An 18047-nucleotide genomic window follows, 5' to 3' on the forward strand; every position below is an offset into this window, starting at 1 on the left:
AAGCACTGGCTCATGTGGAAGGGGGGAAACCCATGGCGATGAGCTCTCCCAAGGGCAAGCAGTGGACGTTCCAGCTCTATGCGGGGCTGGTGACACACGGGGGCGTGGATCGGGTCGTGGACATCGGGCCGGGCCGTGGGACGTACGCCGGCTTCCAGGTCGAGGGACAGTTCTGGACGGCGGTGGAGGTCTGGGGCCCCTATGTCCGCGAGTTCGAGCTCTCGCAGCTGTACGACCGGGTGATCGTGGCCGATGCGCGGTGGGTGGACTGGTCGTTGCTGGGCGGCTTCGACCTGTCGCTCTGCGGTGACGTGATGGAGCACATGGAGAAGCAGCACGCCGTGGACCTGGCGGACCGGCTGTTGCGGCACGGCCGCTTCGTCATCATCTCGATTCCCGTGGAGCACTATCCCCAGAGCGAGGTGAACGGCAACCCGTTCGAGGCGCACGTCAAGGACGACTGGTCCCACGAGGAGGTCATGGCCAGCTTCCCGGACGTCGTCGTGTCCCATCGCCAGGGTGACATCGGCGTCTACTGTCTCGCGCGGGACCCCGCGGATCGGCAACTCCTCGAGCGCATGGCGCACACGATCGAGGAGCAGAAGACCGCGGTGAAGGCCTCCGCTACGGAGCGCGCCGCACCACCCGGCCCTCCTTCATCACGAAGTGGATCTGCTTGAGCGCCTGGATGTCGTCGAGGGGATTGCGCGGGGTGGCGACGAGGTCGGCGAAGAACCCGGGCTTGATGGCGCCCCGCTCCTTCTCCACGCCCAGCAGCCGGGCCGCATGGGTCGTCATCGACTGGAGGATGGCCCGGGGGGGGATGCCCGCCCGGACGAAGCTATCGGTATAGGAGAGGGCGAGCGAGCCGCGCGTCTGGCCCTGGACCTCCACCATCACATCCGAGCCGAAGACGATGGGAAGGCCCACCTTCCACGCGCGATCGAGCCGCTCCACCTGGTTGCCGTGGACACGCCGGGCGCCAGCGGCGTCCCAGCCGAACGCGCGCAGCACGTCCTCGGGAAAGACCGTGCTGACGAGCACCACGCCGTTCTTCTTCGCGAGCGCGAGGTCCTCGTCCGTCGCCTTGAAGCCGTGCTCGACGGAGGCCACCCCCGCCTCGATGGCGCGATGGGCGCCCTCCTTCGTCTGGGCGTGGGCGGCCACCTTCAGCCCGGACCTGCCGGCCTCGGCGACGATGAAGCGCAGGTCCTCCGTCGAATAGGCATAGCGCTGTCCATCGACGACGACCTTGATGACGTCGGCCCCGAAGAAGATGTTCTCGCGGATGGCCTTGAGCAGCTCATCGCGGGTGTCGGCGAAGAGGTACTCGGGATCCTCGAGCACCTCACGCCGGGTGCGCACGCCGAACTGGCCGCCGAAGGGGGCGATGATCCGGCCGGCGGCGAGCATGGTGGGGCCGGACACCAGCCCCTCCTTGATGGCGCGGCGCAGGTCGATGTCCGCGTAGTCTCCGGCGTTGCCCATGTCTCGCACGGTGGTGAAGCCCGCCTCCAGCATCTCGCGGGCATGGGCGGCTCCTCGCAGGGCGCGGTAGCCGGCGCGGCTCCGGAGGCTCATGAGGAGGAACTCCCCTCCGTCCTGGGAGGGGTCCAGCGTGGCACACAGGTGCGTGTGGGCATCGAAGAGGCCGGGCAGGACGGTGGCACCCGACAGGTCGATGACGGTGGCACCCTCGGGAATGGCGAGCCCCGGGCCCACGGCCTTGATGCGCGAGCCCTCCACGAGGATGACCTGGTTCGCGAGCGCGGTGCCCGTTTCCGGGTCCACGAGCCTGCCGGCGCGGATGGCGGTGACCTGGGCCCATGCACTGCCCCAAGACAGGAGCAGCACGGCCAACGAGAAGAGCGCGCGTAGCGAGTCCAAGGCATCGTCCTCACGGAAGGGGGTGACGGGCTCGAACTACCCTCATTCGAGCCCGTCGCCAACCGGAAGCCGCGGCGCCACGTCCGCCGCGGACCCGCGCTCAGCGGGCCTGCGTCACCTTGTTGTCCGTGCCGGTGCGGCTCACCTTGGGCTTCTTGGCGCCCACGCCGCGCTTCCAGATGACCTCGTTATCGGCACCCATCACGGTGATGGCGGCGGCGGCCTCCACCTGCACCTTGTTGCCCGAGCCGTTCACACTGACGCTCTTGCAGTCACCCGTGAGCGTCACCTCGTTGTCGCTGCCGGTGATTTCCACCTCGGTCTTCGGCGAGCAGCGGTGCGTCTCCTGGCTGTTCGCTCCGCTGATGGAGATGTTCCCACCAGCCTCGGTCCCGGCACCGCCCGTCTGGACGGTGGCCTTCTCACCATCGACGCTCACCGACGTGTCGTCCGTCTTCACCTCGACCTGGCCGTTCTTGCCCACCTTCACGTGCGCCTTGTCCTGCGCGGCGCCCAGGCTCGGAACGAGCAGCAGGCTCGACAGCGCTCCCGACAGTACCGCCGCGCGAATGACCTTCGACATAGGACCCCTCCCTTTGATGATGCCCCATGGCATGTAGCGCGGAAGCCAGGGCGGCCTCCGCTGGCGGCGCACTCCATCCGTATCGGGATCGAAGTGCAATGGCTCTCTCGACAACCGTCACCCGGATACGGTGAACACGCCGCTCGGGTGCGGGAGCAGGCGCCGGCCCTCGACGACCCGGGACAGCTCCGCCAGGGCCTCGAGCACCCGCTGGCGCAGCGGCTCGGGGGCTCGCTGCATGTCGGCCTGGAGCAGGAAGTCGAGCAGGTGCCTTCCCTGCGCCGAATCCGGCTCGAAGCAGGCGCTCACGTCGATCGACACCTGGGGGTAGAGCTCGTACTGGTAGGCAATGCCGTTCCGCTCGAACAGCTCGCGCAGGCTCTCCTGGCCGAACAGCCCCCGGGTGAAGAAGCTGTAGTCGATCTCGTTCCAGAAGCGCTGCATCAACTGGTAGATGCCGCCTCGCTCCGAGGAGAGGGAGATCAGCAGTTTGCCGCCGGGGCGCAGGTGCTCCAACGACATGCGGACCAGGCGCTCCTCGGCGCCGGGCATGTGGTAGAGCGAGTGGATGTAGTGGATGAGGTCGAAGCGCCCGTCGGGCACGTAGTCCTCGGCCTGGAGCGCCAGGAAGGTGAACTGGGTCCCCTGCTCCTGAGCCCCGCTCACGCGCGAGCGGAAGCCGGCGAGCTGCGCCTCGTTGGGCTCGACGGCCACGTAGGAGATGGGTACCCCGCCCCTCAGCGTGCGCAGGGTGTCGATGATCCGCAGGTCGAACGAGCCGTCTCCGACTCCGATGCCCAGCACCCGTAGGTTCTCGGTACCGCTCGTGGGCGGATGGGCCTGGAGGAACGACAGCACCTCCTCGCGGTCCGCCGACCAGCAACGCCGGAAGGCCTCATTGGCCGCTGCGTAACCCGCCGCGGTCAATGGCAGGGAAAGACGAGGACGCTCTTCCATGAGTGGGCTCACGCGCGAACTCCAGGGGTCCACCCCACGGCGCTCTGGCCGGAGGGGTGGGCCAGCGTAGCACCCACCCGGGTCCCGATTCGGAGCGGCTACAACACGCGCAGGAACTCGACGAGGTCGGCCTTCTCCTTCTGCGTCATGCGCGACTGGAGCACGATGTTGAAGAACTCCACCGTGTCCTCCAGCGTGAGCAGGCGCCCGTCGTGCAGATAGGGCGGCGAGTCCTTGATGCCGCGCAGGGTGAACGTCTTGATGGGACCCTCGGCGCGGCCCCTGGCGCCCGTGGGCGTGGAGCCCACGTGGTTGTAGAAGCGCTCGGCCCGCAGGTCATGGGCGAGGTTGTCCGTGTAGAACGGCGCCGGGTGGCAGCTGGCGCAGTGCTTGTCGAAGACGGCCTCGCCGCGCAGCTCGGCTTCGGTGGCCTGGGTTCGGTCCAGCCGCCCGTTGACGGTGAGCTTGGGCGCGGGCGGGAAGTCGATGATGTTCTGGATGTGGCCCATCGCCATCTGCTCGCGGTCGGTGAAGTGGCGCGCGCCCTTGCGCTCGGCCAGGGCGATGTCGCCGTCGAAGTAGGCGGAGTTCTCCTCCGTCTGGGCGAACTGCTCGAGCGAGCGCAGGGTGCGCTTGGAGCCGAAGCGCGTCTGGGCGAAGAGGCCTCGCAGCGAGGTGGTATCCAGGCGGAAGCGCTCGTTCTGGGGCCGCACGTCCGGGGTGAGATGGAACTGGCCGGTGGTGTGGCCGTTCACGTGGCAATCCAGGCAGGAGACACCCTCCACCGGGCGCGCCGTGGAGCGGTCCAGGGTGAGGTTGTGGCGCTGGGCCGTCGTCTTCTGCAGCAGCAGCCGCATGCCCTCCATCTGGAAGGGCGTGAGCACGTCCTGGAAGAGCGTCTCGAAGTTCTGCAGCGTGATGAGCTGTCCCTTGCTCACATCCCCCAGGTCGGGACGGGTGGTGATGAAGAGGGCGGGGGGGAACTCCGGCAGGTAGGCGTCCGGCAGATCGAAGGCCACGTCCACGCGCTCCAGGCCGTCCACGACCTTCGTCTGCACGGGCGGGAACACCATGCCGCCCACCTCTTGTATCGGGTGCCACAGGGGCGTGTACGGGAAGAGCTTCTTCTGGCGCATCTCCTCCGGCGACATCTGGCCGAGCGCGTCCCACGTCACCCCCTGGGGCAGACGCGCCGTGGGGCCCACCGGGACGGCCTTGCGGCCACCGGACATGCGGAGGGTGGGGTGCGTGCGGCCGGAGAGGTCATAGCGCTGCTCGAGGTACTGGCGCTGCTTGCGTGTCACCTCGTCCCGGTTCGGGAGCGGCTTGCCGCTGGCGTTCGGGCGGGCCTCGGAGGTGTTGGAGGGCTCGGACTTGAGGATGTCCGAGCCACTGGCGGGCTGCTTGTTCCTGGGCTTGCCCGTGTCCTGGGCCAGGGCGGCACAGCCAGCGACCCAGAGGGCCGTGACGATAACGGGAGTGGCGGGGATGAGGCGTCTGAGGTGTTTCACGTCGGGGCCTCCCAGTGCGAGGAAAAGGGGGCCCCAACGGTAGGGATTGGATTCCAGGTGCGGAGTGTCACCTGGGAGCGGCGGCTCCCGACTGTTCATCGCTGGGCTTCACGGACGTGCACTGGTGGAAAGAGCACTCCGTCTCCCGGGCTTACCCGCGCCCAGTTCATCACAAGCAGCTCACATCGCCGCCCACTTGCATCAGGTTCCAGGAGAGCTTGTTCCGCTCGAAGCAGGCGGACACGTTCGCGGAGCCCTTCTTCGTCTCGAGCCGTACTCCCCTGAGCACGGCCTTCGTTCCGACCTGCTCGAAGGTCGCGGACTCGCAGCTCAACGCGCTGGTGAGGTCGAAACCGTAGGGGTCGCTGTGGTAGCCGTAGAGCAGCTCCATCTCGAGCCGGTCACACGCTCCGTCACGCGAGATCCTCTCCAGCGTCTCGTCCCGGTTGGCGAGCCGGTCGCGCACCATCCGCATCCGCTCTTCCTTCTCCTGCTTCCTGACCTCGTCCTTCCGACTCTCGTACACCAACCCGAGCAACAGACAGCCGACGATCCCCCCGAGGCCGAGCCACCCGGACAACGCGGCGCTCCCGGGCTTGCCATGCGGGGCGAGCATCGTGGCGTTGTAGGAGTAGTAGACACTGATGACGCAGGGAATGACGAGGAGGCAGACGGAGGCGTTCTTCGGGAAGGCGCAGCAGAAGAGCAGGGGAACCAGGGCGATGAAGGCCCGGGTCTTCTCCCTGCTGATCATGGACTCCAGTTCCGTGGGCTCCCTGGGCCTGTCGACGCTGGGGGCTTTGGGTGGCTCCGGGGAGTCGCTCCGTTCGGGCATGAGTGCTCCGCACTTCTCGCAGGCGGGCACCCAGGATTCGTAGGTCGTGTTGCAGCGATGACAGCGTTCCATATCTCACGTCCCCTGGCGGAGGCGGCGCAGGTCGATCAGGATGTCGTAGCCGCCGGGTTCCGGGGCGCGTGACCCGGTGGCGAAGCGATAAGCGCCGCTCACGTCGCGTACCTCCGGGAAGCGCTCCTTCATCACCTGCCTCAGCACCTCCTTGGCCATCCATTCGGCGTCGATGGAGACAGAGCCGAACTCATCCAGATACCGGCGCGGCGCCGAAGTGTCGTCCTGGAGGACGGTGATGACGAAGATGCGTGGCTGCTCCGCCAGCACGGCCCGGCGTGCGCCTTCTTCCATGAGCGCGAGCTCGCGGCTCTGGGGCAGTGCGAAGAGCTCGAAGGACTGCCGATTCGCGAGAACCACGCTGGCCGCCGCGAGACACGCGAGCAGGGCGGTCGCCACCTTCTGTCCTCCGGTGGGCAAGAGGGTTCCGAGGTTCACCAGCGAGGCGGCGAAGAAGACGCTCCACACCCCGGTGAGCGCGTAGATGGTGCGATAGGTCGGCCAGCGTTCATGCGCGAGGAAGCTGACGCAGTAGGCCGCCGCCGATAGCGCCGCGAGCCCCACGAGCCAGCGCCCGCATCCCGCGAGTCCGGCGCGACGGCCCTCGAGCAGGACCCCTACGGTGAGGGTCACCAGGGTCAGCCCCACCATGAGCCGGAACGCCTCCGTCGGTCCGCCACGGGTGTCATTGAGAACGAGCAGCGCCAGTGTGTTGGGCAGCGCGTGAGTCATCGCCCAGGCCGCCTTGTCCAACCAGTGGAGCTCGAAGGAGACCCGCGGTGAGGGCTGGAACACCTCCATGGCGAACGAGAGCTTCGTGAAGACGAACGCGGCGCCCAGTCCGGCTCCCATGACCGCCAGGTGACGCGCCAGGCCCTCGAGCGTGCTCCGGAAGGTGTCGTGGCGCCGCGCCACGAGCCAGGACGCCACCAGGACGGCGTAGAACAGACCGCTCGGTTGATACGTGAGCGTCGCCACGGCCATGACCAGGGCCGCGAGAATCCACCCGCTCCCGCGTGGCAGCACCCCGGGAGCGCGATGTGCCTCCCAGTCCGAGAGCGCGAAGGCGACCGCCCCCAGCAGCGACGCCAGGGCTTGTGGCCAGCAGATGGCCCAGCTCGCGATCACCTGCGCGGAAGGCAGCATCGTCAACGTGGCCGCGAGCAACGCGGCGTGTGGCAGGAGCCAACCCTGCTGCTTCAGCAAGAGGAAGACCGCCGCGCCGAGCACACCCAGACATGCGACCCCGGCGAACCGCAGCCAGCACAAGTCATCGATTCCTCCGGCCACGCGCATGGACAGCTCGAGGAGCCAGCCATAGAGCGGCCGCCCTATCGAGGCGCAGACCCTCAGTACCTTTCCGGGTTCCTCCTGGGCCTCCCGGAGGATCGAGTAGTCATCGCGCATCCCATAGCGATGGAAGATCGTGCGCCAATAGGTGGCCAGCGGTAGCAGGAAGAGCAGCGCGGACGTCGCGATGACGCTCGCTCCGCGTTGCATTCGGGTGTCACCCATCGTCGAAAGAACCCTCTCGGGCCGGCGCATTAGCACACCCGATGAGGCATCCGATTGGAAGTCTCAGAGCTCGCGGAGTCTCCACCTCAGTGCAGCGGGGGCGCGAGGAGCACCACCGAGTAGCCCACCGCCACCTTCGACCCCGTATTTTCGTACGAGTGTTTCTGGTCCCCTCGGAATACCACCACGTCTCCCGTGTCCAACAGGAAGCGCTCGCCGCTCGCCACCAGCGCCAGCTGGCCCGACTCGCACACCAGGTATTCGCGAGTACCCGGAGTGTGTGGCACGCCGGTGATTCGAGCTCCCGGTGGTAGCTCCATCCGGTCGAACTCCATGCCCGGCAGTGGATCCGGCAGCAGCTTGCGCACGAAGCCCGGACCCCGCGCTCGCACGGGCAGGCTCTTGAGGGGGTAGTGCCGGACGCTTGCCCGGGGCCTGGCCACCAGCTCCTCGAGCGAGACCTGAAGCGCCGAGGCCACCCGGCGCAGCACGGCCAGCGTCGGGTTGCTCGACCCCGACTCGAGATTCGCCCATGTCGCCCGGGGCACCCCCGCCAGCTTCGCGAGCTGCGCCTGGGTCGCTCCCCTGGCCTCTCGCAGTGCCTTGATGTTGCGTGCCAGCCAGCCCGCCAGTTCCTCGTCGCTCATGGGATGGCATTCTGCCAAGGCATTGGCACCGCCGCCAACGAACGGGCACCTCGCGCGTACTCCTGAGCAAGGAGGAAACACCATGAAGCTCGAGGGAAAGGCAGTGCTGATCACCGGAGCGAGCAGGGGTCTCGGTGAGGCCTTGATGGAGGCCCTGGCCCGGAAGGGTGCCCGGGTGGTGGGGGTCTCGCGCAACGCGGGCGAGATGGAGGCCGTGGTCTCCCGGCTGCGCGCCCGGGGATACGAGGCCCACGCGCTCGCCGCCGACATGGGTGACAAGGAGGCCATCCATCCCCTGGCGGGGGCCGCCGCCGCGCTGGTGGGACCCATCGACGTCCTCATCCACAACGCGAGCACGCTCGGCCCCACGCCGCTGCCGCTGCTGCTGGATACCGCGTGCGAGGACCTCGGACGCGTGCTGGACGTCAACCTCGTGGGCCCCTTCCGCCTCACGAAGGCGATCGCGGGGCCCATGGTGCTGCGCGGTGAGGGCGTGGTGGTGCACCTCACCTCGGATGCCGCCGTCGCCGCCTACCCCCGCTGGGGCGCCTATGGCGTGTCCAAGGCCGCCCTGGAGCACCTCGGGCGCATCTGGGCCGCCGAGCTCGAGGGCACGGGCGTGCGCTTCCTCAACGTGGACCCCGGCGAGATGGACACCCGCATGCACCGCGATGCCATCCCCGAGGCCGATCCCTCCACGCTCGCCCGTCCCGAGGACGTGGCCACCCGCATCGTGGCCCTCATCGAGTCCGCCCATGTCCACCCGTCCGGCGCTCGGCTGGAGGCCGCTCGCGTGCAGGTGTCACCGTCGGAGGCCGCATGAACGCCGCCCGTTGGCCTCGTGAACACCCGGACTCGGGGCGCCTGCTCCACGTGGCCCCCCGCTCCGGCCGTCTCGATGACGTCTGGATGACGGACCTTCCCCGGCTGCTAAGTCCGGGGGACCTGCTCGTCCTCAACGACGCCGCCACGCTCCCCGCGGCCTTGCAGGGCCGCACGGAGTCGGGTGCCCCCATCGAGCTTCGCCTCGTGTCCCGCGAGGAGGAGGGGACGTGGACCGCCGTCCTCTTCGGCCAGGGGGACTGGCGCACCCGCACCGAGGATCGGCCACCGCCTCCACCCGTGGCCCAGGGGGCGCGGCTCGTCTTCGGCGAGCTGGGGGCGCGTGTGGTGGAGGTGCTGCCTCCCTCTCCCCGGTTCCTGCGCGTGGCGTTCGAGGCCCAGGGGGCGGCGCTGTGGTCCGCGCTCTACCGCGCCGGGCGGCCCGTGCAGTACGCCCACGTGGAGCGCCCGCTCGCGCTCTGGCACATCCAGACGGCCTACGCCGCGCGCCCCTGGGCCGTGGAGACACCCTCCGCGGGGTTGCCGCTCACCTGGTCGCTGCTGCTGGACGTGAAGCGCCGGGGCGTCCGGCTGGCCTCGCTCACCCATGCCGCGGGGCTGTCCTCCACCGGAGATGCGGCGCTGGATGCCGCGCTTCCCCGTCCCGAGCGCTTCGACGTGCCCGCCTCCACCGTCGAGGCCATTCACGAGACACGGGCCTCGGGTGGGCGCGTGGTGGCCGTGGGCACCACCGTGGTCCGCGCACTGGAGGGGCGCGCCGCGCAGGGCGGGGGCCGCTTGGAGCCGGGGGAGGGCGTGACGGACCTCCTGCTGGGGCCCGGTTTCGTCCCCCGGGTGGTGGACGGGCTGCTCTCCGGGATGCACGAGCCCGGCACCAGCCACTTCACCCTGCTCCAGGCGTTCGCGCCGTTGGAGTTGCTGCGCGCCGCCACGGTGCTCGCGGAGTCACGAGGCTACCTGGGGCACGAGTTCGGGGACTCGTGCCTCATCCTGTAACCCCGGAGCCGTCAGGTCAGCATCACCGGCTCGAGCTCCACCTTCATCCAGCCCGGCTTGCGCGTGTCGAAGGAGCGGTAGGCCTCGATGGCGCTCGTGAGGGGCTGCACGTGCGTGAGGAGCTCCGTCGGCTCCACCGCGCCCGTGCGCACCAGCTCCAGCAGGTGGGGGATGTACTTGCGGTGGTTGCAGTTGCCCATGTTCAGCGTCAGGTTCTTGTTCATCGCCTGGCCGAGCGGGAACGTGCGCATCTGCTGCGGGTACACGCCGATGATGGACAGCGTGCCGGCCTTGGCCAGCGCATCCACCGCCCAGGTGATGGCCTGGGCCGGTGCGTCACCGGGCACCCAGTTGTCCCCATCCGGGTTGGTGTGCGGCGCCACTTCCTTCTGCTCGCGCTTGAACTCGGCCTTCTCCTTGCGCGCCGACTTCGCCGCCGGCCCGTGGTGCGCGTGCATCGCGTCCACGCCCACCGCGTCGATGGCCCGGTCCACGCCGATGCCTCCCGTCAGCCGGAGGATGACCTCGACCGGATCCTCCTCGTCGAAGTTGATGACCTCGGCGCCCTGCACCCGCGCGGCCTCCAGCCGGTCCGCGTGGCAGTCGATGGCGAAGATGCGCCCGGCGTCCATCAGCTTCGCGCTCAGGATGGCGAACTGCCCCACAGGCCCGCAGCCGAATACCGCCACCGTGTCTCCGGGGTGGATCTCCGCGAGGTCCGCTCCGTAGTAGCCAGTGGGGAAGATGTCCGACAGCAGGATGGCGTCCTCGTCCGTCACCTCGTCCGGGAGCTTCACCAGTCCCACGTTGGCGAAGGGAATGCGCGCCTTCTCCGCCTGCAGGCCGTGGAAGGGCCCGCTCATCTCCGGCCCGCCGAAGAACGCCGTGCCCGCGCGCTTGCCGTTGGGGTTGGCCACGTCGCATTGCGCGTAGTAGCCCGAGCGGCAGTAGGAGCACGTGCCGCACGCGATGGTGGAGGGAATCACCACCCGGTCCCCCACGCGCAGGTTGCGCACGTCCTTGCCCAGCGCCTCCACCACGCCCACGCCCTCGTGCCCGAGGATGGTGCCCGGTTTCATCCCCGGGAAGGTGCCGCGCACGAAGTGCAGGTCCGTGCCGCAGATGGCGCTCGCCGTCAGCTTGACGATGGCGTCCGTGTCCTGCTGGATGACGGGCTCCGCGACGTCCTCGAGCCGGATGTCCCCAATCCCATGAAAGACGACCGCCTTCATTGTCACTCCTCCCCCGCATGGGGCTCCGGGCGCCGGTCCTCGGCGCCAGAATCTCCCCGCTAGGGGTGGGCACGGGCTCCGTCCGGTGCCAGACAAGGGCGCTCCCTCTGGTGGGGAGCAGGCGGTGGAGCGGGCCATCCGCCGCGCCGAGGCTCAGCGGCAGAGCACTTCCAGGAGATCCAGCGGCTGCAGCGGGAAGGGCGGGTGGGATGCCTTGCTCGACTGGATGACCTGCTCGATGAAGCTGTCACCCCACGTCCTGGCCACTCCGGGGTCCTGCGCGTAGATGGGGTCTTCCATGGCCTCGTCCAGGGAGATGAAGCGCACGCCGGCCTTCTTGTAGGCGGTGAGCAGCTCGTCCAGGGTGGCGGCCTGGAGGGCCCCCGCGTGCAGCAGGAGGATGTGGCGGATGCGGCGGCCGAAGACCTGCTGGCCGGCCGCGTCGGCCCAGCGCAGGAAGGTGTTCGCGTTCTTGCGGTACGCCTTGCGCAGGGCCTCCTGCGCGGCCGTGTTGCCCGCGGCCACGCAGCGCGCGTAGGCCTCGTTGAAGGCCCAGTCGCCGAAGTCGATGGTGACCTGGCCGATGCGGTAGCCCCGGGAGAGGAGATGGGAGCGGATGGCGTTGCGCGACTCGAGGTCCACGCCCTCCTGGAGGAAGGGATAGCGGAACACCTTCCACTCCCGCTCGCGCTCGCCCGCGCCCACCAGCTCGCGCAGCAGCGGCTCGTTGCGGTCCACGTCCTCCAGGTAGCTCGCGAGTCCCACCTTCCCCAGGTCCACGTGTGACCAGGTGTGATTGCCCAGACGCTGGCCGCCGGCGAGCCACGCTTCGAGCAGGGCGCGCTGCTCGGGGTGCTGCTCCACCAGTGAGCCGTTGACGAAGCCCGTCACCGGCGGCACGCCGTGCTTGCGCAGCGTGGCGACCAGGGAGTCGATGACGGCGGCCCGGGTGATGCCGGCCACCTCGGGGCCATGGCTGGGCAGATCATCGAACGTGATCGCCACCTCCAGCGGTGGCCGGGCCTCTGGGGCGGGAGCGGTCTTTTCCATGGGCGTGGCGGGAGCCGGAGTGGTGGCGCAGGCGGTCAGGGTCATGGCGGCGGCCGTGAGCAGCAGCCGCGTCACGAGGGGAGCGGAGGAGGGTCGAGAGTTCATTGGGGTCCTTGCTCGGGTGCAACTAGGATGATGCCACTCCGTTGTCTGTCGTTGGTCATCGTTCGGAAGGCGGTCCGCCCCATGCGCCTCGCGCTCTTCGGATTCGGTAAACACTCCTGGCCCAGCGTCGAGCGGACGCGGCTGTTCTACGAGCGGGCGCTCTCCACCCGCTTCACCCTGCTGCCCATCGAAGGTGAGGCGCCGCTGCCGCCGGACGTGGACGCGGTGCTGTCCTTCTCCAGCAAGCGGTGCTGGGAGCTGCGGCCGCATCCGCCCGTTCCCCTCCTCTTCGCCATGCACGGCGGGCCCATCCTGGACCAGGAGAGCCTCGCCTCGCACCTGCGCCATCTGGAGACCACGGATACGCTGATCGTCAACTGCACCTCGGACATCTCCATCTTCCGCGAGGTCTTCTCCGGCCCCATGCCGCGGATGTGCCACCTGCCGCTGCCGGTGGACCCGGGGGTGTTCCATCCCCAGGAGCGCTCCGGGTGCCGCGAGTTCCTCTCGGTGGAGGCGTATGACTACGTGGTGGGCTTCGTGGGCCGGCTGGTACCCCAGAAGGGGGCACACCAGTTCCTGCGGATGGTGGCGGAGCTGAAGCGCCGGCTGCATCCCAGGCGGGTGGCCGGCGTGATGGTGGGCAACTACTGGGTCGACTACCCGGTGCTGGCCTACACGCGGGAGTATCAGAAGTACATGGGCCGACTGTTGGAGGAGCTGGGGCTGAAGGAGGACATCTTCTACTTCCCCGCCGGCCTCCCGGACGAGGACCTGGCGGCGGTCTACGGAGCGCTGGACGTGCTCGTCCACCCCACCAGCTCCATCGACGAGAACTTCGGCTATGTGCCGGTGGAGGCCATGGCCTGCGGAGTGCCAGTGGTGGGCTCGGCCTACGGAGGCCTCAAGGACACGGTGCTGCCGGGGGAGACGGGCGCGCTCATGCGTACCTGGACCACGCGCACGGGCATTCGCATGGACCTGGAGAGGGGAGTGGAGGAGGTGGTGCGGCTGCTCCAGGACGAGCCCCTACGGGCGCGCATGTCCGAGGCGGCACTGCGGCGGGCCCGCACCGCCTACAGCGAGGAGGTGTGCACGCGCGTGTTGTGTGACGCGGTCTCCGAGGCGGTCGCCGCGCGGGCCCAGGGCCCGGTGCATCCGGTGGCGCTGGCGCCCCGCGGGCCCGAGCCGGAGGTGTCCGGATTGCTCCCGCCCGCCAATCGTCCCTGGGAGCACTACCAGGGGGTGGTGGACCACTACACCAGCGGAGCGCCGCCCGAGCCCGGTCCCCGCTCGTGGCTGCGGCTGGCCGCTCCCCTGACGGAGGAATCCCCCGGACGGTACCGGTTGGACGACGCGGCCTGGCCCGCCGTCTTCTCCCTGGACGCCGCGGAGCTCCGCCTGGCCGAGCGCTGCCGCGAGCCCGTGAGGGTGGAGCAGCTCGAGCGTGAGGGCTCGTGGGACCGCGAGCGCGTGGTGCACCTGGTGCGCTTGGGGTTGCTGCTCGTCGGTGATTGACCCGGCGGTGGGCAGCGGGTTTGCTCCGCGGCGCATGAGCACGCGTCCCGAACTGTCCGTCATCATTCCCTGGAGCAACCGCCCCGAGCTGGAGACGACCCTGCGCAGGAACTCGCGCCAGTTCACCGCCTGTCCGGCGGAGGTGGTGGTGGTCAACTGCGGAGGGGACCCGGAGCTGTTCCGCCGGGTGCTGGGCGCGAGGCCCTTTCCCGGGCTGCGCGGCGTGGAGCTGCCGGGCGTGGGCTTCAACAAATCCCTGGCGCTCAACGTGGGCGTCGGCACGGCCCGGGCCGAGCGCCTGTTCTTCCTCGACACGGACATCGTGCTCGGGGCGGACCTCCTCGGGCCGGCGCTCACCCAGCTCGGCCGCCGCCATGTCGTCACCGTGGACCGCACCTTCGAGTCCCAGCGCAAGCCCGGCCGAGAGCGCTCGAACCTGGTGGAGATGGCCTACTCGGTGCGCTTCGTGGACGCGAAGGGCCGCTCGGCCCAGGTGGAGACCAACCTCATGCGTCCGCGCGAGAACAGCCGCAGCGCCCCGGGCCTGGTCTTCCTGCGGCGCAAGCACTTCCTCGCCGTGGACGGCATGAACTCCGACCTGTCCGGCTGGGGTTGGGAGGATCTGGATCTGCTGGTGCGGTTGCAGCTCGAGCTGGGCCTGTCACCGCGCCGCAGCGGCAGCGTCACCCACCTCACCCACGGGGACGAGCACAGGGACCTGCAGGGCCAGAGCCGCGCCGCCAGCGAGCACCTCAACTTCGCGCGCTGCCTCGAGTGCTACCGCGTGGGCCACTACCGGGGCACCTACACGGACGACACCCAGACCTGGAACGGGCGGCTGGTGGAGCTCGAGCCTTCCCGGCTCAAGTCTGGCGGGGGTCGCCGCAGAGCCGCCCCATGACGACGTGACCGAAGGACAGGTGCAGGTCCTCCACGAGCTGCATGTGGTGCTCGCGCACGTGCAGCACGTGCTGGGCCAGCTCCTTGAGCCGTCCCCCGTCATAGCCACACAGGCCCAGCGTTCGCCCGCCATGCTCGTTGGCATATGTGATGGCCCGCAGCACGTTGCGCGAGTTGCCGCTGCCGGAGATGCCGATGACCAGGTCCCCCGGCCGCATCAGGTTCTTGAGCGGCTCCTCGAAGATGGACTCGTAGGAGACGTCGTTGGCGTACGCCATCATCATCGGCACGTTGTCGTTGAGGCAGATGCCTCGCAGGCGCCGCCCGTCCCTGGCGGGGATGCCCTTGTTCCAGTCCGAGATGAAGTGCGAGGCGGTGGAGCCACTGCCTCCGTTGCCCAGGGTGAAGATCTGCTGGTCCGCCCGCCAGGCGTCCTCGATGAGGTCCACCGCGCGCTCGACCTCTTGCAGATCCAGACCCTGGATGGCCCGGATCATCCGCGCGTAATAGGTCTGGCTGTAGCTCATGGTGCCACTCCCTGGCGTATGGAGGTGATGGCGCTGCCCCGGGGCTGAAGGCGCAGGGGAACCCTGCGCAACCCGGGGAGCGCTTGGATGATGGCGGGGTGGTGCTCCTCTGGAGCATCGAAGAGCAGGAAGCCGCCGCCGCCCGCGCCCAGCAACTTGCCGCCCCGTGCGCCGGCCTTCCGGGCGCGCTCGTACCAGTCGTCGATCTCGGTCGTGGAGATGCCGTGGCTCAGCTCGCGCTTGAGCTGCCAGTTGGCGTCGAGCAGCGCACCGAAGCCCTCCAGGTGCCCGGCCTCCAGCTCCCGTTTCATCTGATACGCGAGCTCCACCATCCGCCCCAGGCTGTCTCGCGTGTGCGGCCGCGTGCGGATGGCCTCGTTCTGGCCTTGGAGCATGGCCGAGGCGCTGCGGGTGATGCCCGTGTAGAAGGTCAGCAGCCGGCGTCCCAGGGCCTCGAGCACCTCCGGCCGGCAGGCCACCGGGTGCACCGACACGCGCTCGTCGGCGTGGAACTCGATGAGGTTCAGCCCGCCGTAGGCGGAGGCGTACTGGTCCTGCTTGCCGATGGGCTCGCCCAGCCGCTCCAGCTCCACGTGGCAGGCCTGCCGTGCGAGTGACTCGGGCTCCACCTGGCGGCCCTGGTGGGCGTGCAGGGCGTGCAGCAGCGCCACCGTGAAGCTCCCCGAGGAACCGAGGCCCGTGCCTTGCGCGGGCACGTCGGACATGGAGACGAGGTCCAGTCCGCCCTCGATGCCCAGCAGTCGCAGGGCCTCGCGCACCCGCGGGTGCTGGAGCTGCCCGGCCCGCTCGGCGCTGCCCTGCATCTCGCCCCCCAGCCGCAGCAGGCCGTCGAAGGACTCCTTCACCGCCACGTACACGTACCGGTCGAGCGTGGCCGACACCACCGCGCCACCGTGCTCACGGTAGTACGAGGGCAGATCGCTGCCCCCACCCACGAAGCTCATGCGCAGTGGGGCATGGGCGATGATCATCCACCCACTCCCAGCACCACGTCCGCGCGGGCTCGCGTGGCACGCACCCGTGGATGCTCGCCGTCCTCGCGCGACGCGTAGAGTGCCCGCGCCGTGGTCTCGTCCTGTCCGCGCCAGGAGCGGTCCCTGATGAAGCGGGTGAGGCGCTCGGGCTCGGGTGCCTCCACGTACAGCTTGAGCGCCAGGTGCGGCTGGAGCCAGGGCACGTCGAGCGCGGGCACTCCCTCGATGATGAGCACCTCGCCGGGCTCGAGCCGCAGCGACTCCCCCGCCTCGCGGCGCGTGCGCGTGGCGCGTTCGTACCAGGGCATGTCCACGCGCTCGCCCCGGCGCAGCCGCCCCAGGGCGTCCTCGATGGCCTCGTAATCGAAGTTGTCGGCCAGGCCGTCCTCGCGCCGCTGCCCGACGGAGCGGATCCAATTGTCGAGCGAGACGATGGAGGCGGCGCGGCCCCGGGCGCGCAGCACCTCGCGCAGCACGGAGGCGGTGGTGCTCTTGCCGGCGTGCGCCAGCCCGCCCACGCCCACCCACGCCCCGGGCGGGATGTCCCGTGCCAGCGGCTCGAGCCGGGCACGCAGCGCCGCATGGCCCACGAGGATGAACTCCACCGCCTCGGCCAGCGACAGGAAGACGAAATCCGGGCGGTCCGGGAAGCGCGCGTCCGAGCCGGCCTCGCCCGTCCTCAGCAGCACGGAGCGCACTCCGGCCTGGCGCGCCGTGCGCACGTCCACCGTGGTGTCGCCCACCATCCACGAGTCACCCGGCTCCAGGCACAGCTCGCGGGTGGCACGCTCGATGAGCCCGGTGGCCGGCTTGCGGCAGTCGCACACCCGCTTCAGCTCGGGCCGCTCGCCGGGGAAGCCCCCATCCGGGTGGTGGGGGCACCAGTAGAGCCGGTCCAGGTAGGCGCCCTGCCGTCCCAGCAGCAGCTCCAGCCGGGAGTGGATGCGCCGCAGCTCCTGCTCCGTGCACTCGCCGCGAGCCACCACCGGCTGGTTGGTGACGAGCGCGGTGCGCAGCCCCGCCTGGTTGAGCCGGCGCAGCGCCGCTCCCACACCCTCGAGCAGCTCCAACTCCTCGGGGCGCCGCACGTAGCCCACGTGCCGGTTGAGCGTGCCGTCGCGATCCAGCAGCACCGCCGGCCGGGGTGCCTCCAGCGAGCAGCGCTGGGGCCTGCCCGAGGCATGGTCCGCCTGCACGCGCGCGTAGCGCTCCGGGGTCCCCATGTCCTTGATGTACTCGGGGCTGCGATAGCCCACGAGCTTCGCGCCACGGGCGAGCAGCCGGGGGAAGAGGTTCCGGGCCAGGTCCGCGCCCTCGGCCTCGATGCCCTGGAGCATCCGCCGCTCCACCACGTAGAGGGCGGCGTTGGCCAGGTTGGGCACCAGCCGCTCCGGAGGGTGGGGGGGCGCGTGGAAGGCCACCACCCGGTCCTCCTCATCCACCTCCACGAGGTCCGAGTCCTGCGGGTGGTCATTGGGGTGGAGGAAGAGGGTGAGGTCCGCGCCCGCGCGCTGGTGGTGGGTCCACATCCGCTCCAGGTCCACCTCCAGGAGGGTGTCCCCGTAGAGGACGAGGAAGCGCTCGGCGAGCACGGGCAGGGCCTGCATCAGTGCCCCCGCGGTGCCCAGGGGCCGCTCCTCCCGCACGTAGCGCAGCCTCAGCCCCTCCACGGGGCCCAGGGCGCTCTCGAGCGTCTCGCCCCCGTGGCCGGTGAGCAGCACGGCCTCGGTGAAGCCATGGCGCAGCCCCAGCTCGAGCTGGTGCCGCAGCAGCGGCTTGCCACCCACGGGCGCCAGCGGCTTGGGCAACGTGCCGAGCAGCCCGCCCATGCGCGAGCCTCGCCCACCCGCCAGGATGACCATCTGCTTCATGAG

At 69.7% G+C, this 18047-nt stretch carries 17 protein-coding genes; 5 read left to right on the forward strand and 12 right to left on the reverse strand.

The window, feature by feature from the left end:
• Positions 1–32: 32 nt before the first annotated feature.
• On the forward strand, positions 33–680 hold the full coding sequence (locus tag NR810_RS04215; RefSeq protein ID WP_257448116.1) for a methyltransferase domain-containing protein: 648 nt from the start codon (positions 33–35) through the stop codon (positions 678–680).
• Here the strand turns inward: NR810_RS04215 and NR810_RS04220 are convergent.
• From NR810_RS04220 to NR810_RS04250, 7 genes are all read right to left on the reverse strand, one after another.
• On the reverse strand, positions 625–1887 hold the full coding sequence (locus tag NR810_RS04220; protein ID WP_257448119.1) for an amidohydrolase family protein: 1263 nt from the start codon (positions 1885–1887) through the stop codon (positions 625–627). The two genes, NR810_RS04215 and NR810_RS04220, sit on opposite strands and share 56 nt — an antisense overlap.
• Positions 1888–1987: 100 nt before the next feature.
• Entirely contained in the window at positions 1988–2470 is a 483-nt protein-coding gene (locus NR810_RS04225; protein WP_257448122.1) for a DUF3060 domain-containing protein, read from the reverse strand.
• Positions 2471–2587: 117 nt separating this feature from the next.
• Positions 2588–3439 carry a class I SAM-dependent methyltransferase gene (locus NR810_RS04230; RefSeq protein ID WP_257448125.1) on the reverse strand — a complete coding sequence of 284 codons (852 nt, stop codon included), beginning with the start codon at positions 3437–3439 and terminating at the stop codon, positions 2588–2590.
• An 86-nt stretch (positions 3440–3525) separates the two neighbouring features.
• Positions 3526–4938 carry a cytochrome B6 gene (locus NR810_RS04235; protein WP_257448128.1) on the reverse strand — a complete coding sequence of 471 codons (1413 nt, stop codon included), beginning with the start codon at positions 4936–4938 and terminating at the stop codon, positions 3526–3528.
• Positions 4939–5107: 169 nt separating this feature from the next.
• Positions 5108–5692 (reverse strand): hypothetical protein, encoded by a 585-nt coding sequence (locus NR810_RS04240; protein ID WP_257448130.1) that lies wholly within the window; start codon positions 5690–5692, stop codon positions 5108–5110.
• Positions 5693–5848: 156 nt separating this feature from the next.
• Positions 5849–7345: a hypothetical protein gene (locus NR810_RS04245; RefSeq protein WP_257448133.1), complete on the reverse strand. Its 1497-nt coding sequence runs from the start codon at positions 7343–7345 to the stop codon at positions 5849–5851.
• 101 nt (positions 7346–7446) lie between these two features.
• On the reverse strand, positions 7447–8007 hold the full coding sequence (locus tag NR810_RS04250) for a helix-turn-helix domain-containing protein (protein WP_257448136.1): 561 nt from the start codon (positions 8005–8007) through the stop codon (positions 7447–7449).
• 82 nt (positions 8008–8089) lie between these two features.
• Between NR810_RS04250 and NR810_RS04255 the strand changes: the two genes are divergently transcribed.
• Entirely contained in the window at positions 8090–8830 is a 741-nt protein-coding gene (locus tag NR810_RS04255) for an SDR family NAD(P)-dependent oxidoreductase (protein ID WP_257448139.1), read from the forward strand.
• Positions 8827–9846, forward strand: a complete 1020-nt coding sequence (locus tag NR810_RS04260; protein ID WP_257448142.1) for an S-adenosylmethionine:tRNA ribosyltransferase-isomerase — start codon at positions 8827–8829, stop codon at positions 9844–9846. The genes NR810_RS04255 and NR810_RS04260 overlap by 4 nt, the downstream gene beginning before the upstream one ends.
• Before the next feature lie 11 nt (positions 9847–9857).
• Here the strand turns inward: NR810_RS04260 and NR810_RS04265 are convergent, their stop codons facing one another.
• Positions 9858–11078: a zinc-dependent alcohol dehydrogenase gene (locus NR810_RS04265; RefSeq protein WP_306817878.1), complete on the reverse strand. Its 1221-nt coding sequence runs from the start codon at positions 11076–11078 to the stop codon at positions 9858–9860.
• 153 nt (positions 11079–11231) lie between these two features.
• On the reverse strand, positions 11232–12233 hold the full coding sequence (locus NR810_RS04275; RefSeq protein ID WP_257448145.1) for a polysaccharide deacetylase family protein: 1002 nt from the start codon (positions 12231–12233) through the stop codon (positions 11232–11234).
• A gap of 81 nt (positions 12234–12314) precedes the next feature.
• On the opposite strand from NR810_RS04275, the gene NR810_RS04280 reads away from it, so the two are divergent.
• Together NR810_RS04280 and NR810_RS04285 are read left to right on the forward strand one after the other, a co-directional pair.
• Entirely contained in the window at positions 12315–13751 is a 1437-nt protein-coding gene (locus NR810_RS04280; RefSeq protein WP_257448148.1) for a glycosyltransferase family 4 protein, read from the forward strand.
• Positions 13752–13785: 34 nt separating this feature from the next.
• Positions 13786–14652 carry a galactosyltransferase-related protein gene (locus tag NR810_RS04285; protein ID WP_257448151.1) on the forward strand — a complete coding sequence of 289 codons (867 nt, stop codon included), beginning with the start codon at positions 13786–13788 and terminating at the stop codon, positions 14650–14652.
• On the opposite strand, the gene NR810_RS04290 is transcribed toward NR810_RS04285, so the two are convergent.
• The 3 genes from NR810_RS04290 to NR810_RS04300 are packed head-to-tail and all read right to left on the reverse strand — an operon-like array spanning position 14615 to position 18044.
• A complete protein-coding gene (locus NR810_RS04290; RefSeq protein WP_257448154.1) occupies positions 14615–15178 on the reverse strand; it encodes an SIS domain-containing protein in 564 nt (187 codons plus the stop codon). The genes NR810_RS04285 and NR810_RS04290 overlap by 38 nt on opposite strands.
• Positions 15175–16170, reverse strand: a complete 996-nt coding sequence (locus NR810_RS04295; protein WP_257448157.1) for a GHMP family kinase ATP-binding protein — start codon at positions 16168–16170, stop codon at positions 15175–15177. Before NR810_RS04295 ends, NR810_RS04290 begins: the two co-directional genes overlap by 4 nt.
• Positions 16167–18044: an HAD-IIIA family hydrolase gene (locus NR810_RS04300; protein WP_257448160.1), complete on the reverse strand. Its 1878-nt coding sequence runs from the start codon at positions 18042–18044 to the stop codon at positions 16167–16169. The genes NR810_RS04295 and NR810_RS04300 overlap by 4 nt, the downstream gene beginning before the upstream one ends.
• Positions 18045–18047 lie beyond the last annotated feature (3 nt).

It is taken from the genome of Archangium lipolyticum, from assembly GCF_024623785.1.
Taxonomy (GTDB): domain Bacteria; phylum Myxococcota; class Myxococcia; order Myxococcales; family Myxococcaceae; genus Archangium; species Archangium lipolyticum.

What these genes read in the sequence shown, in the direction of transcription:
- NR810_RS04240 (WP_257448130.1), bottom strand. Translation starts at nt 5,692, where the DNA reads ATGATCAGCAGGGAGAAGACCCGGGCCTTCATCGCCCTGGTTCCCCTG.
- NR810_RS04280 (WP_257448148.1), top strand. Translation starts at nt 12,315, where the DNA reads ATGCGCCTCGCGCTCTTCGGATTCGGTAAACACTCCTGGCCCAGCGTC.
- NR810_RS04290 (WP_257448154.1), bottom strand. Translation starts at nt 15,178, where the DNA reads ATGAGCTACAGCCAGACCTATTACGCGCGGATGATCCGGGCCATCCAG.
- NR810_RS04300 (WP_257448160.1), bottom strand. Translation starts at nt 18,044, where the DNA reads ATGAAGCAGATGGTCATCCTGGCGGGTGGGCGAGGCTCGCGCATGGGC.
- NR810_RS04275 (WP_257448145.1), bottom strand. Translation starts at nt 12,233, where the DNA reads ATGAACTCTCGACCCTCCTCCGCTCCCCTCGTGACGCGGCTGCTGCTC.
- NR810_RS04295 (WP_257448157.1), bottom strand. Translation starts at nt 16,170, where the DNA reads ATGATCATCGCCCATGCCCCACTGCGCATGAGCTTCGTGGGTGGGGGC.
- NR810_RS04255 (WP_257448139.1), top strand. Translation starts at nt 8,090, where the DNA reads ATGAAGCTCGAGGGAAAGGCAGTGCTGATCACCGGAGCGAGCAGGGGT.
- NR810_RS04250 (WP_257448136.1), bottom strand. Translation starts at nt 8,007, where the DNA reads ATGAGCGACGAGGAACTGGCGGGCTGGCTGGCACGCAACATCAAGGCA.
- NR810_RS04215 (WP_257448116.1), top strand. Translation starts at nt 33, where the DNA reads ATGGCGATGAGCTCTCCCAAGGGCAAGCAGTGGACGTTCCAGCTCTAT.
- NR810_RS04265 (WP_306817878.1), bottom strand. Translation starts at nt 11,078, where the DNA reads ATGAAGGCGGTCGTCTTTCATGGGATTGGGGACATCCGGCTCGAGGAC.
- NR810_RS04285 (WP_257448151.1), top strand. Translation starts at nt 13,786, where the DNA reads ATGAGCACGCGTCCCGAACTGTCCGTCATCATTCCCTGGAGCAACCGC.
- NR810_RS04260 (WP_257448142.1), top strand. Translation starts at nt 8,827, where the DNA reads ATGAACGCCGCCCGTTGGCCTCGTGAACACCCGGACTCGGGGCGCCTG.
- NR810_RS04225 (WP_257448122.1), bottom strand. Translation starts at nt 2,470, where the DNA reads ATGTCGAAGGTCATTCGCGCGGCGGTACTGTCGGGAGCGCTGTCGAGC.
- NR810_RS04245 (WP_257448133.1), bottom strand. Translation starts at nt 7,345, where the DNA reads ATGCAACGCGGAGCGAGCGTCATCGCGACGTCCGCGCTGCTCTTCCTG.